General features: G+C 68.6%; 19 protein-coding genes. 7 read left to right on the top strand and 12 right to left on the bottom strand.

Going from position 1 to position 17,043, the window contains the following annotated elements:
• The first annotated feature begins 1 nt into the window (after position 1).
• Together ASF06_RS13935 and ASF06_RS13930 are read left to right on the top strand one after the other, a co-directional pair.
• Entirely contained in the window at positions 2 to 916 is a 915-nt protein-coding gene (locus tag ASF06_RS13935; RefSeq protein WP_055948273.1) for an alpha/beta fold hydrolase, read from the top strand.
• A complete protein-coding gene (locus ASF06_RS13930; protein WP_235497314.1) occupies positions 913 to 1,953 on the top strand; it encodes an Lrp/AsnC family transcriptional regulator in 1,041 nt (346 codons plus the stop codon). The genes ASF06_RS13935 and ASF06_RS13930 overlap by 4 nt, the downstream gene beginning before the upstream one ends.
• Positions 1,954 to 1,987: 34 nt before the next feature.
• On the opposite strand, the gene ASF06_RS13925 is transcribed toward ASF06_RS13930, so the two are convergent.
• The 4 genes from ASF06_RS13925 to ASF06_RS13905 form a co-directional block, all read right to left on the bottom strand.
• Positions 1,988 to 2,500: a hypothetical protein gene (locus ASF06_RS13925; RefSeq protein WP_055948270.1), complete on the bottom strand. Its 513-nt coding sequence runs from the start codon at positions 2,498 to 2,500 to the stop codon at positions 1,988 to 1,990.
• Complete coding sequence (locus ASF06_RS13920) at positions 2,497 to 2,973, bottom strand: hypothetical protein (protein ID WP_055948267.1); 477 nt, start codon at positions 2,971 to 2,973, stop codon at positions 2,497 to 2,499. Before ASF06_RS13920 ends, ASF06_RS13925 begins: the two co-directional genes overlap by 4 nt.
• 85 nt (positions 2,974 to 3,058) lie before the next feature.
• A complete protein-coding gene (locus ASF06_RS19575) occupies positions 3,059 to 3,907 on the bottom strand; it encodes a hypothetical protein (RefSeq protein ID WP_157439216.1) in 849 nt (282 codons plus the stop codon).
• Positions 3,904 to 4,965: a hypothetical protein gene (locus ASF06_RS13905; RefSeq protein ID WP_157439215.1), complete on the bottom strand. Its 1,062-nt coding sequence runs from the start codon at positions 4,963 to 4,965 to the stop codon at positions 3,904 to 3,906. The genes ASF06_RS19575 and ASF06_RS13905 overlap by 4 nt, the downstream gene beginning before the upstream one ends.
• A 165-nt stretch (positions 4,966 to 5,130) precedes the next feature.
• Here ASF06_RS13905 and ASF06_RS13900 point away from each other — a divergent pair, with 165 nt between their 5' ends.
• Positions 5,131 to 6,567, top strand: a complete 1,437-nt coding sequence (locus ASF06_RS13900) for an MFS transporter (RefSeq protein WP_268750646.1) — start codon at positions 5,131 to 5,133, stop codon at positions 6,565 to 6,567.
• 51 nt (positions 6,568 to 6,618) lie between these two features.
• Here the strand turns inward: ASF06_RS13900 and ASF06_RS13895 are convergent, their stop codons facing one another.
• On the bottom strand, positions 6,619 to 7,098 hold the full coding sequence (locus tag ASF06_RS13895; RefSeq protein WP_055948252.1) for a DUF2000 domain-containing protein: 480 nt from the start codon (positions 7,096 to 7,098) through the stop codon (positions 6,619 to 6,621).
• Positions 7,099 to 7,210: 112 nt separating this feature from the next.
• Between ASF06_RS13895 and ASF06_RS13890 the strand changes: the two genes are divergently transcribed.
• Positions 7,211 to 7,690 carry an Lrp/AsnC family transcriptional regulator gene (locus ASF06_RS13890; RefSeq protein WP_055948558.1) on the top strand — a complete coding sequence of 160 codons (480 nt, stop codon included), beginning with the start codon at positions 7,211 to 7,213 and terminating at the stop codon, positions 7,688 to 7,690.
• A gap of 82 nt (positions 7,691 to 7,772) precedes the next feature.
• On the opposite strand, the gene ASF06_RS13885 is transcribed toward ASF06_RS13890, so the two are convergent.
• Positions 7,773 to 9,014, bottom strand: a complete 1,242-nt coding sequence (locus ASF06_RS13885; RefSeq protein WP_055948249.1) for an MFS transporter — start codon at positions 9,012 to 9,014, stop codon at positions 7,773 to 7,775.
• Between the two features lie 177 nt (positions 9,015 to 9,191).
• Here ASF06_RS13885 and ASF06_RS13880 point away from each other — a divergent pair, with 177 nt between their 5' ends.
• Together ASF06_RS13880 and ASF06_RS13875 are read left to right on the top strand one after the other, a co-directional pair.
• Complete coding sequence (locus tag ASF06_RS13880) at positions 9,192 to 9,638, top strand: MarR family winged helix-turn-helix transcriptional regulator (RefSeq protein ID WP_055948246.1); 447 nt, start codon at positions 9,192 to 9,194, stop codon at positions 9,636 to 9,638.
• Between the two features lie 84 nt (positions 9,639 to 9,722).
• A complete protein-coding gene (locus tag ASF06_RS13875) occupies positions 9,723 to 10,616 on the top strand; it encodes an ATP-grasp fold amidoligase family protein (RefSeq protein WP_235501017.1) in 894 nt (297 codons plus the stop codon).
• A gap of 79 nt (positions 10,617 to 10,695) precedes the next feature.
• On the opposite strand, the gene ASF06_RS13870 is transcribed toward ASF06_RS13875, so the two are convergent.
• The gene (locus ASF06_RS13870; protein WP_055948243.1) at positions 10,696 to 11,436 is read right to left on the bottom strand and encodes an SDR family oxidoreductase; all 741 of its coding nucleotides are present in this window, start codon (positions 11,434 to 11,436) and stop codon (positions 10,696 to 10,698) included.
• A gap of 144 nt (positions 11,437 to 11,580) precedes the next feature.
• On the opposite strand from ASF06_RS13870, the gene ASF06_RS13865 reads away from it, so the two are divergent.
• Positions 11,581 to 12,399 (top strand): helix-turn-helix transcriptional regulator, encoded by an 819-nt coding sequence (locus ASF06_RS13865; protein WP_055948240.1) that lies wholly within the window; start codon positions 11,581 to 11,583, stop codon positions 12,397 to 12,399.
• Between the two features lie 10 nt (positions 12,400 to 12,409).
• Here ASF06_RS13865 and ASF06_RS13860 read toward each other — a convergent pair whose 3' ends face one another.
• The 5 genes from ASF06_RS13860 to ASF06_RS13840 form a co-directional block, all read right to left on the bottom strand.
• Entirely contained in the window at positions 12,410 to 12,907 is a 498-nt protein-coding gene (locus ASF06_RS13860; RefSeq protein WP_055948238.1) for a hypothetical protein, read from the bottom strand.
• A 102-nt stretch (positions 12,908 to 13,009) separates the two neighbouring features.
• Positions 13,010 to 14,413 (bottom strand): glycosyltransferase family 2 protein, encoded by a 1,404-nt coding sequence (locus tag ASF06_RS13855; RefSeq protein WP_055948235.1) that lies wholly within the window; start codon positions 14,411 to 14,413, stop codon positions 13,010 to 13,012.
• Positions 14,407 to 15,399 (bottom strand): glycosyltransferase, encoded by a 993-nt coding sequence (locus ASF06_RS13850; protein ID WP_157439214.1) that lies wholly within the window; start codon positions 15,397 to 15,399, stop codon positions 14,407 to 14,409. The genes ASF06_RS13855 and ASF06_RS13850 overlap by 7 nt, the downstream gene beginning before the upstream one ends.
• Positions 15,400 to 15,410: 11 nt before the next feature.
• Entirely contained in the window at positions 15,411 to 16,355 is a 945-nt protein-coding gene (locus tag ASF06_RS13845; protein WP_055948228.1) for a WcbI family polysaccharide biosynthesis putative acetyltransferase, read from the bottom strand.
• Between the two features lie 127 nt (positions 16,356 to 16,482).
• The gene (locus ASF06_RS13840; RefSeq protein ID WP_055948225.1) at positions 16,483 to 17,031 is read right to left on the bottom strand and encodes a TetR/AcrR family transcriptional regulator; all 549 of its coding nucleotides are present in this window, start codon (positions 17,029 to 17,031) and stop codon (positions 16,483 to 16,485) included.
• Positions 17,032 to 17,043 lie beyond the last annotated feature (12 nt).

The following is a 17,043-nucleotide window of genomic DNA, read 5'->3' as shown; positions in this document are numbered from 1 at the left end:
CATGACCGAGAACGCCGTCTCCCCCGAATTCGCCGCAGCCACGACCACCGCCCAGCGCGTGGTCATCAACGGCAACGAGCTGGCCGTCGAGGTGCTCGGCCCCGAGGGCGCACCCGTGATCATCACGCACCACGGCGCTCCGGGCCTGGGCTCGCGGGCGGAACCACGGGCGAGCTTCGGCCGCCTGGCCGACGAGTACCGGGTCGTGGTGTTCGACGCCCGCGGCTCGGGCGAGAGCGAGGGATCGGGCACGTTCAGCCACGAGCAGTGGGCGGCCGACATCGACGGACTGCGCGAGTGGATGGGCGTCGAGACCATCATCATGGCGGGCGGCTCGTACGGCGGCTTCATGTCGATGGAGTACGCCATCCGCTACCCCGAGCGGGTCACCGCGATGGTGCTGCGCGACACCTCGCCCGACAACGGCAACGCGCACCTGGCCCGCGAGAACGCCCTCGCCAGCGACCGCGTGAAAGTCGACATGGAGAAGTTCGACCGCATCGACGTCGGGCAGGTCAGAGACAACGACGACCTTCGCGACTGCTGGCGCGAGATCCTGCCCCTCTACGACTTCAGCTACGACCCGTCGAGCGTGGAGCGCAAGGTGCAGGCCACGCCCTATCGCTACGAGGCGCACAACTACGCGTTCTCGGTGAACCTGCCCGCGTATGACCTCAAACCGCAGCTTCCCAGCGTCGCGGTTCCCACTTTGATTACAGTGGGGCGACACGACTGGATCACGCCGGTATCGTGTAGCCAGACCATCGCCGACCTGATCCCGAACTCAGAGCTGGTGGTGTTCGAGAAGTCCGGGCATTCCCCCCAGATCGAAGAGGTCGAACTATGGACGAGCACCGTTCGGGAGTTTCTCACCCGCACACGGCTTCCCCGCGAGGAGAGTCCGGTCGAGCGGTGACGCTCACGGTGCTCGACACCCTCGACGAGCTCGATCGTCGCATCGTCGTCGCCATGCAGAACGACGGTCGGGCCAGCTGGCGGGCGATAGCGGATGCCGTCGGCTCGTCGACGGCGACGGTCGCGAGGCGGGGTCAGAACCTCATCCAGTCGGGAACCATCAAGGTGGGCGTGATGCCCGCCCTCGGCTCGACGGGCGAGGTGGACTCGTTCCTCATCCGCATCACGTGCGAGCCGGGAACCTCGCTCGTCGTGGCGGCCGAGCTCGTCGAGCACGCAGACGTGCGCTTCGTGACCGTGGTCACGGGCGGCTACGACATCATCGCCGAGCTCGTGGTCAAGGGCGGAGCGATCCACTACCCCCAGCTGATCGAGGAACTGCAGTCGATCGAGGGCGTGGAGCGCTGGCGCAGCGACCTCATCATGCACGTCTACAAGGTGTCGTTCGACTGGGGCCGCCAGCTGTTCGCCGAGACCCTGGCCTTGCCCGACGCGGCGCGCGGAAGCGACGAGACGCGCAGGCTCACCGAGTTCGCCGAGCCCGAGGTGTGCAGCCCCGCGCACTTCGACGCCGCCGACTGGAAGATCCTCGATTCACTTCGCGACGACGGCCGCGAGACGTTCCAGGCGATCGCCGACAAGCTCGGCATGAACGAGTCCAGCGTGCGGCGCCGCTTCGAACGCCTGCGCAGCTCGAAGTGCATCGACATCCTCACCCTCGTGCCCGCCCCCGCGCTCGGCATGGGCGCCGAGACGCTGCTCACGGTGAAGGTCGCGCCGTCGCGCATGGATGCCGTGGCTCGCGAACTCGCGCAGCAGCCGGCCGTTCGCTACCTGGCCGCCACGCTCGACGAGAACTCGCTGTTCTGCGAGGTCATCATGCCCTCGGCCGAACGACTCTACGAGTTCATCAACCAGACGCTCTCGCGGCTCGAGGGCGTCGAGGGCTGGACCGCCTCGATGGAGCTGCTGTTCCTCAAGCGCGGCTTCATCGAGACGCCGTGGTGGCGCACCCAGGTGAACTACCCGGCGAGCTGAGCTCGCCGCGGCCGCAGTGGTGCCCGGCAAGCCCTCAGAGCAGGCGCTCCCAGTGGCGCGAACGGCGGCGGATGTCGTGGAGTGCGACCGGGCGCTCGACGACGAAGGCGAGCAGGTCGCCAGGCCGGATGTCGATGGGCAGCACCGCGTGCAGCTCACCTCCGCGCGGCGAGGGTCTGACGCCGAAGACGCGCGGCGCATCCGACGAATGCCGACCGAGGAGCCGCACCGAGCCGGTGACCGGCTCGCATCCGTCGAGCTCGGCGTCGAGCCAGATGTCGGCTCCCACGCCGTCGGCCGCGGGAACGACCAGTTCGACGGCGGCGACGATCACCGCGCAGAACCGGCGAGGCTCGCCCTCGCCTCGGGCGTCGGTCTCGATGACGCGGGTGCACGGGGTTCCGACAGAGCGCGCCATGTCGACCATCGACTCCCCCACCACGAGAACGTCGTCGTCGACCGCCCGGGCCGCCAACGGCCAGAAGCGTCGGTCGAGGGGGTGCCGTCGGGCGCGCGCGTAGTGCGTGAGCGTGTGCATCAGGCTCATGACGCGCGCTCCGCACGCAGCTGGCGGCGGCACACCGCGCCTCGGCACGGAATGGCGATGAGGTCGCCCACGGTGATGTCCTCGGGCAGGGTCAGGGGCGTTCCGTCGCCGAGTGCGAACGGCACGGAGTGCCTCGTCGACGCGCGGCCGATGAGACGCGCCTCCGCTGTGTGGGCCTGAACCCACGAGATGTCGGCATCCAGAACCAGCGCGCCCGAGCGGGGCGTCTCGACGACCCGCGCCACGATCACCGACGACTGCTCGATGTCTGAGGGGCGTCCGTGGGTGCCCGGAACGACGGCCGCGGCTATGTGCACGCACGGGGTGTCGCAGAGGTCGACGAGGCGCAGGAGCGAGACTCCCGAGACAATAACGTCGGTGGTGGTGGGGTGCGTCCACTCGGGCCAGCGGTCGATGACGAACGGGTCGGGGATGCTCGAGCGGAGTGAAGGGAGAAGAGAAGTGAGGGTCACAGATGCAGGTCTACGCCGAGTGATGCGGCGGTGGTGACGTCCTCACGGGATCCTTACGGGCGTGGTCGTGATCCTGACGCGTCCATCACGGCGCAACACCCTCTGCATCGTCGTAGCCCGACAGGAGTTGCCTTCCCAGCAGTCGGAGGGATCGTTCGGACTGGACGGCGGACTCGATACCTTCGAGTTCTTGAGACACGAGTCTCAGCATGGGAGTCGATCGCTCTCCATCGAACTGAGTGCGCAACCACGCAATCACATCGGCGATCTGATCGCGCAAACGGTCGTGCCGCGACAAGTCAGAGAGTCGAGCTCCGAGTTCGGTCGGCGCCGAGTTGCGCAGCAACCGCAACAGGTCGCCCGCGTCTTTCGTGATCACTCGACCCGGATTTGCCGCGTCCAGTCGCTCACGGATCTTGACCGACTTCGCTATGACGAGAGCCGCTGGGCCTGCCACCCGAAGCGAAATCGTTCGAAGGTCAGTCTTGTCCAGAGCGGCGATCTCGGCGAAGGAGTTGTCGTACAACGACACTTCAAGTCCTCGAGTACTTCGAGCAGTACGTCGATCCTGCCCATCGAGCGGGGCAGTGCGTCGACTACTGGTCGGCAGCGAGCCAGCGGGCACCATAAGATCGACCACGATTCCGTCCGGAGAGTACCAATGACCGGGGTTTCCGTGTTCATCGAGCACGAAACCTGCCGAAGACAGTTTGTGCCCGAGATCGGGAACTCGCGCAAGCAGATCGGGGTCGATGGCAAGGTCGGCGTCCGTTGTAAAGGTGGGCCGAGAGTCTCCCAGCGGAGCACGAAGGTAGACGGCCTGCGCGCCGACGAGAACGAGGGCGTCTATTTGATCTTGCATCAGAAAGAGGGCGTCCAGGAGGACTCTTCTGGCGGCTACATACTCGGGGCTGAGACTGGATGAGTCAGTCATCTCACCCTCGCGCGCTCGAGCGACTCGGCGAGATCCATTCCAACGGACGCGGTTCGACCTCGCGTCGACAGAAGATCCCCGACTGTGCGCCACGGTTGGGCGAAGACGAAGTCCTTCCCACTTCGACGACCTTGCTCCTGGCCCAGAAAGCCACACTCCCCGATGAGAAAATTCCCGCGAGGATCCGCAACCAATTGCAGGGCACGCTCGGCAGCATCTCGGTCGGACGTGTAGATCCACGTGTCACTCACCGGCAGCGCGCCAAACCGACCCTCCGAGCCGAGGAAGTCGTTGGCCGCCTCGACGCCCGTCAGCGCGTATTCGAACGTCGCTGTGCGCAACTTGTCTCGGGCGACCGCCTCGCCCAGGAGCGAGAAGTACCGGCGGCTTCTGAAGGTTTTCATGAAGCTGTAGTCCTGCGCCCACCGGGTCGCGAGTGTTGTGGCGTCGTTGATTACCACCGGTCCACCGTTCGTCTCCTTGAGAAGGTCTTCGTCTCTCAGAAGTTCGAGCACGCGACTGACAGTCGCTACGCCCACCTCCGTCTGTCGCGACAGCTCCCGAACGGATGGAGCTCGTCCTTCGGTAAGCAGTTTGACAATGACCACCGACGCTGCCTGCCCCTTGAGCGATAGGAGCTTTCGATTCGACCCCGTCTCGTCCGGGTTGGGATTTCTTGACAGCCCCGAGCGTTCCACCCAGACGAAGGGATCTCGGTTCTGAATAAGGACATTGCCCGTTTCGTCCCAGTACGACCATCCCCACCGACGGAGCTCGTCACGAGCCGCGGGCGAAATGAACGAAGCCGCCACAAGCGGAATGCCCTCCGCCGAAGGGCCGATAAATCGACGGACGTCGTCGCGGGAAACCAGACTGCGAGCCTTGATCTCGACATTCAGGAGCAGTCGGGCACCCGGCAGATCCCACTCGAGTTGACCGTCGAAGCTCAGGTCGGCATGTGGCACGACCCAGTTGATTCGGCTGGCCGGGCTCACGGTTCCCAGTTCAGCGACGAGTCGCTTGCCTAAATCCGATCCGCTTTCACCGCTGTTCTTCATAATGAGGAACATACTATTATGCGGAACACTGGTGCGGAAGAGGACTGCTTTCATTGGGTGTACCGTGTAAGCATCTGAGGTAAAAACGCCCACCCGCTTCGTGCGGCCGGCGCAGACACGCGGTCTCGAGTGAGTCGCCACTTCTTCGTTATGAAGGAGTGTGCCTTGACCACCACCATCCCCCGTTCGCCTCGCACCCTGCGCGAGGCGTGGATCGCCCTCGCCGGCCTCTCGGCCGTCTTCCTGTTCGAGATGCTCGATAACTCGATTCTCAACGTCGCCCTGCCCACGATCGGGCGCGAATTGGATGCGACGACCGTCGGCCTGCAATGGGTGACGGGCGCGTACTCGGTCGTCTTCGGCGGGCTGATGCTGCTGTTCGGCGCCGTGGCCGACCGCTTCGGGCGCCGCCGCGTCATGCTCGTGGGCCTCGTGATTCTCGGCATCGCAAGCCTGGGCACGGCCTTCGTCACGACGACCGAGCAGCTCATCGCCGTGCGCGCGGTCATGGGAATCGCCGCCGCCATGACCACACCGGGCTCCATGGCGCTGGCGTTCCGCCTCTTCGGCACCGACGACCTTCGCGTGCGCGCCATCACCGTGATCTCCACGGCCGGGCTCGTCGGCCTCGCCGTCGGCCCCACGGCCGGAGGCCTCGCCCTCGCCGTGGCCCCCTGGCAGGTCCTGCTGTTGATCAACGTGCCCATCGCCGCCCTCGCGTTCATCGGCATCCGCGCGGGCGTCGCGGCCGACGATCCGGCCGACCGTCATCACGACCCGATCGATGTCTCGGGGGCCGTGCTCGGAACATCCACCATCGTGCTCGCGCTCGCCACCCCGACCCTGTTCGTCGACCTCGGCGCCGGGTCGTGGATGCCGTGGGCCGGTCTCGCCGCGACGGTCGCCGCGGGCGTCGGCTTCGTTCTGCGCGAGCGCACGGCGCGGGCTCCGCTGCTCGAGCTGCGCCTGCTCGCGCTTCCTCTCGTGTCGAGTGGCCTCGCCTACAAGGCGGCGGCCGGGCTCGCCGTCGCCGGGCTGAGCTACCTGGTGACGCTGCAGCTGCAGTTCGCCTGGGGCTGGCCTCCGGTGGCCGCCGCCGTCGCGATGCTGCCGCAGGTCGTGGTGCTGCTCGCCAGCGGCAGGCTCGTCGGACCGTTCGTGCAGAAGGTCGGGCTCGATCGCGCAGCGTTTGTCAGCTCAGCGGCCGTCGTTCTCGGCCTCGCAGTCTTCGGACTGTTCGGCCGCTACGGCTACGGGTGGATCCTCGTGGCGCTCGTGCTGGTCGCGGCCGGGATGCGCGTGGTCGGCGTGGTCGCGGGAACGAACGTACTGAAGGGGCTTCCCGAATCGCGCACCTCGATGGGCGCCGCCCTGGTCGACACGTCGAGCGAGCTCGCCACGGCGATCGGCATCGCGGCCACGGGCACCATCCTCTCGGCGCTGTTCACGGGCAGCATCGCGTCTACGGACTGGAGCACCGCTCAGGTAGGGCAGTTCGAGGCCGCGGTCACGATCGCGGGGTTCACGCTGACCGCGTTCGCGGGTGCTCTCGTGGCGGTCGGGCTGAGGAGGGCGTCGACAACAGTGACCGCTGCGGACTAGAGGTACCGGCGCACCGGGGCATACTGTCCGCTGCGGGCACTGCTGGCCCGCTCACGGCATCAGCGACAGCCCACCCACGACCTTGTCGATGCGGTTCTTCGGGCCGACCAGGCTCACGGCGAGGTATTCGATGTCCTCCGGATCCGCTGACTGCATGGTCGCGAGGTATTCGTCGTAGACCCGCAGGGCCTGGGCCACCGCGGGCATGTCGGCGACGAACGTGGCCTCGTGCGCGACACCCTTCGCCCTGATGGCCCTCAGCGTGTCAGCGGAGGCGGAGAGGATCGTGCATCCCGCCCACGGCAGACCGGCGTGCGTCTCGCCGGCGGCGTCGGTCACATCCGGTCCGAGGATGCCCGAGACGGCCCGGGTCGTGGCGCTCGCAACGCAGACGGCCGCGTTCACGGCCCGGCCCGCGGGGATCGAATCGCTCACCACGATGACCCACTTCAGGCGAGCCGCGCGGGTGGGAGTCGAGAGGTCGATCTCGTCGGCAGCGAAGCCGATCGCGGGCGGGGTGGTGGCGTTCATCGAGTGGTTCCGTTCGTCGGATGATCAGCAATACCGACACAGGCTACGTTTTTCGGCGGACTGATCACCCGAAGTCCGTACTTAATCCGGTCGACGGGCCAGAATGGGCATCATGGACGAGATAGACACCGCGATTCTGCGGCAGCTGCAGGCAGATGCACGGATGACGAATCGCGACCTCGCCGCCGCCATCGGGGTCTCGGCCACGACCGCACTCGAACGCACGCGCAGTCTTCGCGCACGCGGAGTGATCACGGGCGCGAGCCTCGACATCGACCTCGCCTCGATCGGCCGCGGCGTGCAGGCCCTCGTCGCCGTGCGCATCCGGCCGCCCTCTCGCGAGGTCATCGAGGCGTTCAGGGACTGGGTGAGCGCACTGCCCGAGACCCTCGGCGTGTTCGTCACGACGGGCAACGAGGACTTCATCATCCACGTCGGCGTTCGCCACAACGACGACCTCTACGCCTTCGTGATCGACCGGCTCACGCAACGCCGCGAGGTCGCCGACGTGCGCACATCCGTCGTCTACGAGCACATCCGCACCCAAAACGTGGTGCCCACCGCGCCGCCGGCCCCGAAGCGCCGCCGCTAGCCCGAACGGTGTCCGCGCCCCGCAGGCGCATGCGCTGCTGGTCGAGGGGCAGCGGATGCGCCGAGCGGGCGCGGACACGGGCTCAGGATGCGCGTGCGGGCTCCGGGGCGGCCGGGGACGCAGGCGCGGCCGCGCTCGCAGCAGCGTCGCGCGCCCCGGCGCCCCGCGCTGCCCCGAGCTTCGCGGCGGCGGCCGCCGGGACGATCACCGCGAGCGCCAGCACAGTGAGCCCCGCTCCCGCCCAGATCGGCGAGGTGTAGCCGAGGCCCGCGGCGATCGTGACTCCGCCGAGCCAGGCACCGAGCGCGTTGCCCAGGTTGAAGGCGCCGATGTTCGCCCCCGAGACGAGGGTGGCGGCGCCGGAGCCTGCCGAGCGCATCACGCGCATCTGCAGCCCGGGAACGGTAGCGAACCCGAAGCCGCCCATGAAGAAGAGGGCGATGATCGTGGCGAGCTGGCTCTGAGCCGTCAGGGCGAAGGCGACCAGCACGATCGCGAGGGCCGCGAGCGCGACGATGAGCGTCGCATCCAGAGCCTTGTCTGCGGCCTTGCCGCCCACGAAATTGCCGAGGAACAGGCCCACGCCGAACAGCATGAGCAACCACGGAACCGCCGAGGAGGCGAAGCCCGAGACATCGGTGAACACGTAGGCGATGTAGGTGAAGGCGCCGAACATTCCGCCGTAGCCGAGCACCGTGACGGCGATCGACAGCCACACCTGGGGTGCCCGGAAGGCGCTGAGCTCGGCGCGCAGGCTCGGGGTTCCCTCGGCGGCGCCGGCGGTGCGCGGCACGAGGGTGAGGATTCCGGCGAGAGCGATGACGCCGATGATGGTGATGGCCCAGAACGTGGAGCGCCATCCGAATGCCTGGCCGAGGAACGTGCCGAACGGAACCCCGAGCACGTTCGCCGCGGTGAGCCCGGTGAACATGATGGCGATCGCGCTGGCCTTCTTGTTCGCGGCGACGAGGCCGGCGGCGACGACGGAGCCGATGCCGAAGAAGGCTCCGTGACAGAGGGCCGCCACGACCCGACCCGCGAGCATCAGCTCGTAGCTGGGCGCGAGGGCCGAGATGAGGTTGCCCGCTATGAAGAGCACGAGCAGGCCCATGAGCACGTTCTTGCGCGGCAGCCGGGTGACGAGCGCGGGAACCGTGAGCGCGCCGACGACCACGCTGAGCGCGTAGCCGGTGATGAGCCATCCCGCCGCTGCCTCGGTCACGCCGAAGTCGGCGGCCACGTCGGGCAGGAGGCCCATGATGACGAACTCCGTGAGTCCGATTCCGAAGCCTCCGATGGCGAGGGCGAGTAGTCCGAGGGGCATGCGTGTCTCCGTCTGGGATTCGAGGGATGCTTGGCGTGCTCGGGTAGAGCGCGTACGCTAGTAGTTGCAGGCGCGGGATAAATCATTGCACACGCAGTTATGCCGCGCAAGCAACTATTTTGCGCGACGCCGTCTTCAGCGACCGCGCAGGCGACATGTTCGACACACGGAGGAACCATGGGCATCGCAGACGACGCAGTCGAGATCCGCTCGCAGGGCTGGCGCACGCTGGCCGCGCTGCACGGGCTCATCGAGACCGAGCTCGAGCGCGCGCTCACCTCGAGCGTCGCCCTGTCGGTCGTCGAGTACACGGTCCTGGATGCACTCAGCCGCCAGCACGGCTGGCACATGCGCATGCAGCAGCTCGGCCGCGCCACGGCCCTGAGCGCCAGCGCCACGACCCGCCTCGTGAACCGGCTCGAGGAGCGCGGACTGCTCACGCGCGTGCTGTGCGCCGACGACCGGCGCGGCATCTACACCGAGCTCACCGCGTTGGGGCAGAAGCTGCTCACCGAGGCGCGACCCGTACACGATGAGACTCTCGAGCGCGCCTTGGCTGCCGCCCGGGACATGCCCGAGCTCGCTCCGCTGGTCGACGCACTGCCGACGCTCGCCCGCGCCTAGCTGCGCGCATCCGCACCCTGGCGGTGTATCCGCGCCCGGTCGAGCGGCGGCGGATGCGCCGAACGAGCGCGGTTAGTCTGTAGCGTGCCCTCCCCTCACGTGCGCTGGCGCCAGCGCAGTCGACTCGTTCGCATCGTTCGGCTGCTGCGCACCCGTAGGCCGCAGACCTTCACCGAGAAGGTGCGCTACAAGATGCTGCGAGACCACCGGATGCTGCTGGTCACGTTCGCCGACAAGGCCGCGGTCCGCGAGTACGTGGCGTCACGCGTCGGCGAGGAGTATCTGCCCGAGGCGTACGCCATCCTGCGCGATCCCGAGGGATTGCGTGAGCTCGAGCTGCCCGAGGCCTACGTCGTGAAGCCGACCCACGGCAGCGGCGCGGCGATCGTGGTGTCGCCGAAAGGCTCCGAAGACCAGACCCTGCCGCCGGCCGTCTGGGGCTGGGTGTACCGGCACGTGCGGCCATCCGTCGTGTCGGTCGACGCCCTGGTCGACATCGCCCGGGTGTGGATGACCAAACTCTACGGGCAAGGGCCGAACCGCGAGTGGGCGTACGGCGAGGTCGAACCCGCGGTGATCGTGGAGGAGATGCTCGAGGCTCCGGGAGGTATCCCCGACGACTACAAGTTCTTCGTGTTCCACGGGCGGTGCCGGTACATCCAGGTGGATGCCGGTCGCTTCGGCGGCCGCACCCAGGACTTCTACGACGCCGACTGGAAGCACCTGCCGATGAGCGGCGGCCCGGCATGGATCTCGCCGGAGCGCGAGCGGCCGGAACGTCTCGACGAGATGATCTCTATCGCAGAGAGGCTCGGCGCCGAGACGGATTTCGTGCGCGTCGACCTGTACGCGCTGCCCGACCGCATCGTGTTCGGCGAGCTCACAAGCTACCCGGCCGGAGGCGACAGCCCCTTCGAGCCGCAGTCCTTCGACGCCGAGTTCGGCAGCCACTGGACGGTGCCGCGCCGCTACGCCTGAGCGCGGCGCGCGGCATCCGCGCCTCGTGGGTGCATCCGCGTCCGGTCGGCGGGCAGCGGATGCGCCGGACGGGCGCGGATCACCGGCCGGGCAGCGCGGCCAACGACTGGGAACGGGCCGCCAGGAGCTCGGCATAGGTGCCGTCGCGTTCGGCCCACCGCAGGCGCTGCGCTGCCTGCACCACGATCTCGTTCGGTGTCGGCGTCTGGGTCAGCAGGTCGACGACCTCGTCGAGGAAGCCATCGAGCGGCCGCGCGGCCGGGTTGACCTTCTCCTGGCCGGCGGTGGCGACGGCCGGCGGGATGAGCTCGGTCACCGTGACACCGGTGCCCGACAGCTGCGCACGAAGCGCCTCGGTATAGGCATGCACGCCGGCTTTGGATGCCCCATAAGTGGGCATCAGCGGGAACGGGAGGAATCCGATTCCGGACGTCACCGTGATGATGTCGCCTGCGCCGCGGGTCACGAGGTGCGGGGTGAATGCGTCGATCACCCGGATCGTTCCGAGCAGGTTGACCGCGATCGTGGTCTCGGCAACGCCGAAGTGGGCCGGGTCGCGCAGATCCTCCTGCAGAAGCACCCCCGACATGGTGACCACGACGTCGAGGTCGGGGTGAGCGGCGAGCACGTGGTCGCGGGCCGTGAGAACAGAGGCGGCGTCGGTCACGTCGATGCGAACCGACTCGAGGTCGTCGACCCTGCTCGTGTCGCGTCCGCCCACGATCACCGTGCTGCCCGCGGCGGCGAACCGTCGGGCGAGACCGAGCCCGATACCGGAGGTGCCGCCCACGATGAGGACCGTTCGATTGCTGATATCCATGAGATGTCTCCTTCTGGCGAGCTCGCAGCGAGCCCGGCTACAGCTCGATGTTCGTCGCGATCTCCACGGCCAGGCAGTCCTCCGCTGGTCCGGGGAGTGGCAGGGCCCCCTCTCGTCGCTTCGGCGCTCGGTATCGTGACACCCATGGATGGTGACGACCGCTCGAACCGGCTTGGCGAGTACCTGCGCGCCCGGCGCGGGCTGGTCACCCCCGAGCAGCTCGGCTTGCCTGCTGGCTCCCATCGAAGAGTTCCGGGCCTCCGCCGCGAGGAGGTAGCCCTGCTGGCGGGCATCAGCGCCGACTACTACCTGCGACTCGAACGCGGGCGCGACAGCCATCCGTCGCTGCAGGTACTCGAGTCACTGGCGCGGGTCCTTCAGCTCGACGAGGTCGAGTGCGCGTATCTCATGGGGCTCGGAGTGGAGCGCCCGCGCGTCCGTCGGCAGCGCCGCGTCGAGCGGGTGCCCGGGCGCGTGCACCACCTGCTCGCGGCGCTCGACGTTCCCGCGTTCATCGAGGGTCGGTACTTCGATGTGCTGGCATCGAATGCGCTCGCAGTCGCCTTGTCGCCGCGCCTCGTTCCCGGCCAGAACCGCCTGCGCTCGCTGCTCCTCGATCCAGAGGAGCGGGAGTTCCACCACGATTGGGAGACATCCGTGGCGTCGTTCGTGGCCCTCGTGCGACAGACCCTCGGCGACGATGTCACCGACCCACGCGCGGTCGAACTCATCGGCGAGCTCAGCCTGGCCAGTGATCGGTTCCGCACCCTCTGGGCCCGGCAGGACGTGCGCCCGCTCGAGGGCGGCAGCACGACCGTGAACCATCCGACGGTCGGCACGATGCGCCTGCACCGCGAGAAGCTGCCTCTCGGCGATCTGATTCTGGTGCTCTACTATCCCGACGAGAACAGCGACACAGCCGACAAGCTGCGCCTCATGGGTCTCGCCGCGTCACGGGGCTGAGCGCACCCGCTCAGCCGCCGAAGAGCTTGCCGAAGAAGCCCTTCTTCTTCGGCTCCCAGCCGCCCTGCTCGAGCGCCGCGATCAGCGGCTGCTTGATCTCGTCGGTGGTGAACGCGTAGCCGTAGGTGAAGCCTTCGTGAGTTCCCTGGCGGTCGGTCGTGCTCGCTGCAGACCCGACTCCGAACGAGAACGTCTTGCGATTCTCCCGACCTTTGAAGGTCGACGTCGAGCCGCCGATGCTGAACCCGCCGCCGCCCGTGCTGCGGATGCGCGACTCGCTCTGCGTGTCGGTCTCGTCGAACTCCCACTGGGATTCGGCCGGGTCGAGGGTGACCCGCAGCTCGTACGAGGCGTCGATCGTTCCGGCCGCGGTGATCGCCGCCCACTTCACGTCGGCGTACTTCCACACGGCCTGGATGCCGTAGGGCGCCGCCTGGTAGACGAACGGGAGTTCGTCGCTGTTGAGCGCGAGAACGCGCGCCTGGGCCTGTTCGAAGGTGTCGGGCATGACTCCAACCTAGGTCAGTCGCGCGATGTCCGCGCCGGTTCGGCCCATCCGCCGCCGGCCGACTGGTGGCGGATGCTCCCCGAGGGCGCGGATGCGGCGGAGCTAGCCCCAGCCGCCCAGGTAGGCGGCGACGCTCGGCTCCGACGTGATCGGCGCCAGCCAGGGCGCGCGCTCCACGAGCGTGTCGAAGAGGGAGTCGTCCCTCCAGCGCGCACGCCGCAGCGCGGCCCGCCGCGACGTCACCGTCATGAGGGGCTCGCCGTTCTCGCCGGTGAACACGACCTCGCCCAGCTCGCCCACGCCGACCGCCTCGACGGCCCAGGCGAGCCTGTTGTCGCGCGGCGCATCCGGCAGTCGCACGGCCACGGCGTTCGGGATGTCGATGCGCACGCGCTCGACGCCGGTCGCGGCGACGACGGGGTCGGCGTGAGAGCTCACGGAACTCGCAGAGCTCGCCGAAACGATGCGCGGATCGCCCCGCAGCACCTCGGCCAGCGGCCCCGACACCTCGACCCGGGCCCGCGGCACCGCAGCGAGAAGTGAGTCCACGCACACGAAGGCCGCCCCATCCGAGATCGCTGACGCGACGCGAATCAGCACGTCGGCCCGACCGCCCAGCACGGCTCGCGGCGCCGATCCGGCCACCGGGATCGACTGCGCCAGCTGCAGGGTCTCCGCATTCTTGCGACGCTGGCGCGCGTCGAGAGCCGCGTGCGCATCGGCATCCGCCGTATCGCCCTCGCTGCGCCCACCCCAGTCGGGCCCGTTGTGCCAGGCCACCGCCGAGGGAACATGAGCGAACACCGCGCCGCCGAGCCAGGCGCGGTGAGCCCACTCCCAGTCCTCGCCGCCGTACTGCGTGAACGACTCGTCGAAGCCGCCGACTGAGTCGAAGAACCAGCGCGAGCACGCGATGACGGCACCGATCACGAAGCGGTACGAGCGGTCGTCGCCGTCGAGCAGGTCGCGCGAGGCGGCGTAGGAATCTGTTAGCCACCGCGGCTCGTCGAGCGCGGCGAGAGGAGCCGCGACCTCGATGGGATCCTCATCAGCGAAACGCTCGAAGAGCGTGTGCCGCCGCCGTCCTACCGTGACCGCCTCCGGCGCGAGCGCGGGCAGGCGGGTGAGCGCGCTCACGTAGTCGGGTTCGGGCGCGGTGTCAGCATCGAGAAAGCACAGGATGCGCCCCGTCGACGAGGCCGCCCCGAGGTTGCGGGCGGCGCTGAGGCGAAAGCCCCGATCCTCCTGCCGCACCAGCCGGGCGCCGTGCGACATGCGCGGGGCCGCCGCCGATCCGTCGTCGACGACGATCACCTCGAGCAGCTCAGAGGGGTAGGTCTGGCGGGCCAGGGCGGCGAGCGTGCGATCAAGCTCGCCCTGCTGCTCGTAGTGCACCACGATCACCGAGACGGTCGGCAGCTCGACCGGAACGCGACCGTCGAGCACATCCCAGCGATTGCCACGCAGGCCGACGCCGAACGGCGGTTCGCCCCCGCGCGTCACCATTCCACCGCGTCCCACCACGCCAGATACGCGGATGCGACGTCGGACACATTGGGACCGATCACGGCGTCGTCGTGCAGCCAGGTCGACCCCGGATTCCGCAGCGCGTCGGCGATTCCGGCCGCGAGGTCGCGGGTGCCGTCGACCACGCTCACCGTGCCGGGGCGCCGCTCGGCGATCTCGCGAACGTACCGACCGTCAACGACGAGGGGGCGCCGGCCGGCGGCGATCCAGCTGTTGATGCTGCCCGACGCCGAGAAATGCTGGTGCGCGGCGACGCCGACCGACGCCCGCCGTGCGCGCGACGTGAGCTCGGCGTCTTCGAGGTACCCCGTCACATCCAGCGTCACGCCGAGGTCGTGGGCGAGCCCCGCGAGCTGCTCGAGGTCGCGTTCGTGGCCGGCCGACGGACGCCCGAGAAAGGTCAGCCCCGGCCGCAAGTCCGTCGTGTCGGCGATGCGGGCCACCGCGCGCAGCACCTCGAGGTGCCCCTTGCCCGGATAGTAGAAACCGAGAACGGCCACGTTTCCGTCAGGCTCGGGCCGCTCGGCCGCCGGAACCTCGGTGTCGATGGGCAGCGGAATCACGTGGGCACGGCCCGTGGGATCGGTGAAGTCGCGCAGCACATCGACCTCGTGCACGCTGTTGAAGACCGCTCCCTGCGAGGCCGCGAGCACCCGCCGATAACAGTCGCTGCGGCGAGCGAAGTTCACCGCGCCGTCCGACGCCTGCGGCACATCGTGAAAGGTGACGGTGAAGGCCATTCGCTTCGCAAGCGCCTCGATGCGGTCGGCCGCGTCTTCGGGCGACGTGCCCCAGAGGCGGTCGGTGAAGTGCAGGTGGCTACGCGCGGGAACGCTCGCGCCGAGCAGCGCGCTGCTCGAGAGCCGCAGGCTCGCGCCGGTCAGTCGCTCGACGGCCGACGCGACGACCGAGGAGTACTGCGTCACGCCGTGCTGGGCATCCGGGGTCACTATGAGGGCCGGCACCCGCGCCACGATCACGTCGCAGCCAGAATCTCGAGGGCGCGGCGGTGCCGCGCGAGGCCGGCTTCGACGGCATCCGGATGCTCGGCGTACCACTCGAGGTGCGCCCGCTTCACGACGTCGTCGGAGACGGCGACTCCGCCGATGATCCAGTCGGCGCGGGGTTTCTCGTCGAGCCCGTAGGTCTCGATGACCGCGGCCGACCGCGGCGCGTGCACCGAATCGAGCAGCGGACGGTCGAACTCCACCGCGTGCTCGACGAGGCCGGCTCGGGCCCGGACCCGTTCGGCGAGAACGGCGAACACCGCGTTGCCGGGGTGGTTGAGCGTGCGCATCAACGAGAAGTCGGGCGTCGCGAAGAGATCGGAGATGCGCACCGTGTCGAAGGCCTCCTCGCGGCGGGTGAGCTCGCCGATCGAGTCGGCCGCGAGCGCGCGCACCATCGCGGGCGTCACCGTGGTGGCGATGGGCTCTCCGCCGGATGCCTCGACCAGCGTGCGAAGGTCGTGATAGGCCGCGATCGGCGGCGTGAGCGACAGGTCGCTCGGAGGCCGGATGATCGCGTGGGTCGGGTAGAGGCCTGCGAAACGGATGACCGGCACGCGAACCGTGCGACCGGCATCCGGAATGCGCGCCTGCAGCTGCCGCACGCCGAGGGGCAGCTCGTGGTAGTCGTCGCGCACGGGCTGCGAGACCAGCAGCGAGGTGCGCTCGAGCAGCCGCTCGAGGTACGGGATGTCCGCCGCGACGAGCTCGTGCACGGGTGGCACCCGCACGGTGTGGAGCCCCGCTCCGTGCAGCATGACGCGCAGCGACTCGGCCTGGCAGTTGCCCATAACGACGGCGACGCCCGCGGAGGCATCCGGCTCGACGCTCGACCCGCCCTGCCCGTAGAACTCGCCGTAGTGGAGGGTGCGACCGTCGGGCCCCTGCCCCTTGTCTCCGCCAGCGTTCTGCACGTCTTACATGGTCGCAGTCGCAGCAGGAGAAGCGAAACGGCGGGGAGGCGATTGCGCCCGGCCCCTCCGCCGGGTAGGGGGATTCCGTCTCCTTCGCCGACGCTTCGCGGAGGCAGCGCGAAAAGGATCAGACGCTCGTCAGACCCCTGATGAGCAACTCGACCGCGGTTCGCGACTCGGAGGCCCAGTGCGGTCGATCTGTGGCGGAGCCGATGCCGTGGAGCACGATAAGCACGGCTCCCGCCGTCGCATCGCCGCGAACGGAACCGTCGTCGGCCGCGCGTGCGATGAGTTCGGCGACGGTGCGCTCGAGTTCGCTTCCCCCTTCGGCCTGCACGGCTGGATCGACGACCGCGGCGAGGGTGCGGGCCAGGCCTCCGTGCGCCACCACGTAGTCGACGAATCGCCAGAGGAAGGCCTCGAGATTGTCGACGGCCGACCGCGAAGGGTTGCGCGCTTCTTCGCAGAGCGCCGCCACCTCGCCCTCGTAGACGGCCGCAGCCAACGCTTCGCGGGTGGGGAAATGTCGATAGAGCGTTCCGACGCCGACGCCGGCACGAGCCGCGAAGTCATCGAAACGCAGCTGTTCGTCGCGATCGAACACGTCACGAGCGGCTGCAATGATCGAGTTCCGATTGCGCTGCGCGTCTGCTCGCAATGCTCGCACCTCGGCCACGGCAAAACCTCT

Origin of the sequence: Agreia sp. Leaf244 (genome assembly GCF_001422695.1) — a bacterium.
Lineage (GTDB): Bacteria > Actinomycetota > Actinomycetes > Actinomycetales > Microbacteriaceae > Agreia.
This window is presented reverse-complemented; position numbering and strand designations above follow the sequence as displayed.

What these genes read in the sequence shown, in the direction of transcription:
- ASF06_RS13935 (WP_055948273.1), top strand. Translation starts at nt 2, where the DNA reads ATGACCGAGAACGCCGTCTCCCCCGAATTCGCCGCAGCCACGACCACC.
- ASF06_RS13925 (WP_055948270.1), bottom strand. Translation starts at nt 2,500, where the DNA reads ATGAGCCTGATGCACACGCTCACGCACTACGCGCGCGCCCGACGGCAC.
- ASF06_RS19575 (WP_157439216.1), bottom strand. Translation starts at nt 3,907, where the DNA reads ATGACTGACTCATCCAGTCTCAGCCCCGAGTATGTAGCCGCCAGAAGA.
- ASF06_RS13905 (WP_157439215.1), bottom strand. Translation starts at nt 4,965, where the DNA reads ATGAAGAACAGCGGTGAAAGCGGATCGGATTTAGGCAAGCGACTCGTC.
- ASF06_RS13895 (WP_055948252.1), bottom strand. Translation starts at nt 7,098, where the DNA reads ATGAACGCCACCACCCCGCCCGCGATCGGCTTCGCTGCCGACGAGATC.
- ASF06_RS13890 (WP_055948558.1), top strand. Translation starts at nt 7,211, where the DNA reads ATGGACGAGATAGACACCGCGATTCTGCGGCAGCTGCAGGCAGATGCA.
- ASF06_RS13885 (WP_055948249.1), bottom strand. Translation starts at nt 9,014, where the DNA reads ATGCCCCTCGGACTACTCGCCCTCGCCATCGGAGGCTTCGGAATCGGA.
- ASF06_RS13880 (WP_055948246.1), top strand. Translation starts at nt 9,192, where the DNA reads ATGGGCATCGCAGACGACGCAGTCGAGATCCGCTCGCAGGGCTGGCGC.
- ASF06_RS13870 (WP_055948243.1), bottom strand. Translation starts at nt 11,436, where the DNA reads ATGGATATCAGCAATCGAACGGTCCTCATCGTGGGCGGCACCTCCGGT.
- ASF06_RS13865 (WP_055948240.1), top strand. Translation starts at nt 11,581, where the DNA reads ATGGATGGTGACGACCGCTCGAACCGGCTTGGCGAGTACCTGCGCGCC.
- ASF06_RS13860 (WP_055948238.1), bottom strand. Translation starts at nt 12,907, where the DNA reads ATGCCCGACACCTTCGAACAGGCCCAGGCGCGCGTTCTCGCGCTCAAC.
- ASF06_RS13855 (WP_055948235.1), bottom strand. Translation starts at nt 14,413, where the DNA reads ATGGTGACGCGCGGGGGCGAACCGCCGTTCGGCGTCGGCCTGCGTGGC.